At 49.4% G+C, this 3,169-nt stretch carries 4 protein-coding genes; 3 read left to right on the plus strand and 1 reads right to left on the minus strand.

Features of this window, described 5'->3' with window-relative positions; translation table 11 throughout:
- From HMPREF1548_RS30035 to HMPREF1548_RS16210, 3 genes are all read left to right on the plus strand, one after another.
- Positions 1-277: hypothetical protein (locus tag HMPREF1548_RS30035; RefSeq protein ID WP_021637422.1), on the plus strand; the 277-nt coding region annotated here is incomplete at its 5' end.
- 259 nt (positions 278-536) lie between these two features.
- Positions 537-911, plus strand: coding sequence for a hypothetical protein (locus HMPREF1548_RS16205; RefSeq protein WP_021637423.1), 375 nt, complete (start codon positions 537-539; stop codon positions 909-911).
- A gap of 163 nt (positions 912-1,074) precedes the next feature.
- A complete protein-coding gene (locus HMPREF1548_RS16210; RefSeq protein ID WP_021637424.1) occupies positions 1,075-2,445 on the plus strand; it encodes a M18 family aminopeptidase in 1,371 nt (456 codons plus the stop codon).
- 69 nt (positions 2,446-2,514) lie between these two features.
- On the opposite strand, the gene HMPREF1548_RS16215 is transcribed toward HMPREF1548_RS16210, so the two are convergent.
- Positions 2,515-3,169, minus strand: a 655-nt coding sequence (locus HMPREF1548_RS16215; protein WP_021637425.1) for a sensor histidine kinase, incomplete at its 5' end; no start/stop codon positions are given.

Genomic DNA, 3,169 nt, shown 5'->3' on the forward strand with positions numbered 1-3,169 from the left:
GCAGTATATGATTGACGAGATGCAGGCAACAATAGATGCACAGTCCGCTGCCTTGGAAGAAGAGAAGAAGAGGCACGAGGAAGAGAAGAAGAAACATGAGGAAGAGATAAAGAGATACGAAGAGGAACAGAAAAGACACGAGGAAGAACAGAAAAAACATGATGAAGAAAATAACAAACTGCTGGAGATGATTACGGCTCAGGCTGCCGCACTTGAGAAGGCTTTAAAACGAATAGAAGAACTGGAAAGAAAAAATGGCTCTGATTCCGTAAAATAAGCCTTCATAGTGTTTGATGGGACCGTATGTTTGTAGCTGAATAATTCATATTATAAATGTGCAGCCAGATATAGGTCCTGTTTTTTCCCCTGAAAAACTGTAAAGAATAGCATCCAGACTCTGCGTTATATGCTGCGCGGGTAGGGATGCTATTTCTTTTAGCTATTAAAAAAGATAATAGAAACAGTTATCAACTATAAAAATATAAATACAATCCGCTCAGGAACTATGATAAAATCCTTTTGGGGAATGGGATAGTATGCAGAAGAATAAAGTACACAAAATGGAAACAGGGAAGTTTTCCCTGAGAAAGATCATTGATAACAATTTGTTTTTTCTGAAGCTGATTCATAAGGCATCACCATGGTTTTTAAGTTCCTCTGTGGTGATTACGGCTGTGGAAGCATGCGTTGAATTCGTTTCGGATACATTTATGCTGCGCTTTGCACTGAATGGAATAAATGAGGGCAGACCATTTCGTTCCCATCGCCTTTCAACAACGAGACATGCAGATCGTATTTATATGTTTGACAGCGGAAAGCTGATTGAATGCGGAACGCACGAGGAACTGACTGCTGCGGGCGGCAGATATGCATATATGTTCCGGCTGCAGGCGGAAAAATACAGGGAGTGAGGGTTCAGGAGGATTTGGCTCTGGCCATTGAGCCATAGATTTGGTAAAATGTAACCGTTCGGTAAAGTCTGGATTATTACGGAAAATAGTAAATGCGCTGCCCGGCCGGACAGATACGAAAAATATTTGTATGCTTTAAATGTAAGAAAGCGAGGATTAAAAAATGGAAAACTCAAGCTTCACTACAGAAGAAATTACGGAAGGCCTGTTCCGTTTTATCGACAACAGCCCCACCGCCTTCCATGCGGTACAAAATGCGGCCAGGATGCTGGAGAAAGCCGGTTATAAGAAAATTGTCTGTGAAACGGCGGCCGATATCAGGGCGGGAGGAAGATATTATGCCACGCGGAATGATTCCGCGCTGATCGCCTTCCGTATTCCCGAAGGTGAAATGAAAGGCCTGCGTATCGCAGCGTCCCACAGCGATTCGCCCTGCTTTAAGGTGAAGGAAACGCCGGAAATGGATGTGGAAGGCCATTATGTAAAGCTGAATACGGAAGGCTACGGCGGCATGATCATGTCCACCTGGCTGGACCGTCCTCTATCTGTGGCAGGCAGGGCGATTCTTATGGAAAACGGCAGGCCGGTTACGAAGCTTGTGAATATTGACAGAGATCTCTGTATCATTCCCAATGTGGCAATCCATTTCAACCGGGAAATCAACAAGGGCTTCGCCTATAATCCCCAGGTGGATCTGCTTCCCCTGTACGGCGGCGTAAATCCGGAGGCGTCTTCTGAAAACGAAGAAGAGAATAAGGAAAAGCTGAAAAAGAAGAGCCTTAAGGCGCTTTGCGCAGAATCGCTGGGCGTTTCAGAGGAAGACATCCTGGCATCTGATCTGTATCTGTATACAAGGGAAAAAGGAAGAAGAATGGGAGTGGACGGTGAATTTATTGTGTCTCCCAGACTGGATGATCTGCAGTGTGCCTATGGAACGCTCGCAGGATTTCTTGCAGCAGATGACGGGAAAAAGTCGGAAAAGGAAGCAAAAAAAGAGGCGCAGGGGGAATACGGAGCTGTCTATGCCCTTTTTGACAATGAAGAAATCGGGAGCGGAACCAAGCAGGGGGCGGATTCCACCTTCCTTTCAGATGTTATCCAGTGTATCTGTGACGCATTGGAACTGAGCGGTTCCGCCAGAAGGGATCTTCTTGCCGGCAGCTTCCTGCTTTCCGCGGACAATGCCCACGGCGTACATCCCAACCATCCGGAAAAATCGGATCCTACCAACCGCCCCTACTTAAACGGCGGTATTGTCCTGAAGTTCCAGGGCAGCCAGAAATATACCACAGATGCCTATTCTGCGGCGGTGGTGAGAAATATCTGTAAGGAACAGGGCGTGCCCTGCCAGAATTTTGCAAACAGGGCCGATGTGGCGGGAGGCTCGACGCTGGGCAACATCTCCTCCGCGCACGTGTCCATTCCGGCGGCGGATATCGGACTTGCCCAGCTCGCCATGCATTCCGCGCTGGAAACAGCGGGCGTGAAGGATACGGAGTATCTGGTAAGGCTGTGCCAAGGTCTTTTCCTGTAAAACTTTATTTTCGCGGGCGATGAGCCAGACCAACGCGCCTGTGCGATTACCTGGCGATTGCCCCGGGAGTCAGCTCCCCCGCCGTCCATGGCGTTTCAGGTTTGAGGCCCCGTTACCTGCGGCGGGGGATTTGACTGTAATTGTAAAGGTGGTGCCGCCGCCCGGCGTGTCGGAAACGAAAATGCCGCCGTGGTGGGCATCCATGATTTCTTTGGCGATGGAAAGCCCCAGTCCGAAATGTCCCGCGCTTTGGCGGGAGGTGTCGGAACGGTAAAAACGGTCGAACAGATGAGGTTTTTCTTCGTCTGGGATTCCGGGGCCGTTGTCCATGACACAAAAGGAGGTAAGCTTTTCCTGCTGCTTCATGGAAAGCGTAATATTGCTCCCTTTGGGACAGAAGCTGAAAGCATTATGAAGAAAAATAGAGAGCACCTGCCGGATGCGTTCCGAATCGCACTGGATGGGTGCTGTTTTTTCCTCCGGAAGCCGGACGGACAGGCGGAAGCCTTTTTCATGGGCCAGTGGCTCAAAGGCTTCAAAGGTATTCAGGAGCAGTGTGTCAGGCTCGCATTCCCCAGGGCGCAGGGGGAAGGAATGGCTGTCGGCGCCGGCCAGCATGAGCAGATCGGAAATGAGGCGCGACATGGCCGCGCCCTCGTTTTCTATAGTATGGAAAAAGGATTCCTGTTCGGCAGGCGAAGCTTTCTGGCAGGCAGAGGCGGCG

It is taken from the genome of Clostridium sp. KLE 1755, from assembly GCF_000466465.2.
GTDB classification, from domain to species: domain Bacteria; phylum Bacillota; class Clostridia; order Lachnospirales; family Lachnospiraceae; genus Eisenbergiella; species Eisenbergiella porci.

What these genes read in the sequence shown, in the direction of transcription:
- HMPREF1548_RS16205 (WP_021637423.1), top strand. Translation starts at nt 537, where the DNA reads ATGCAGAAGAATAAAGTACACAAAATGGAAACAGGGAAGTTTTCCCTG.
- HMPREF1548_RS16210 (WP_021637424.1), top strand. Translation starts at nt 1,075, where the DNA reads ATGGAAAACTCAAGCTTCACTACAGAAGAAATTACGGAAGGCCTGTTC.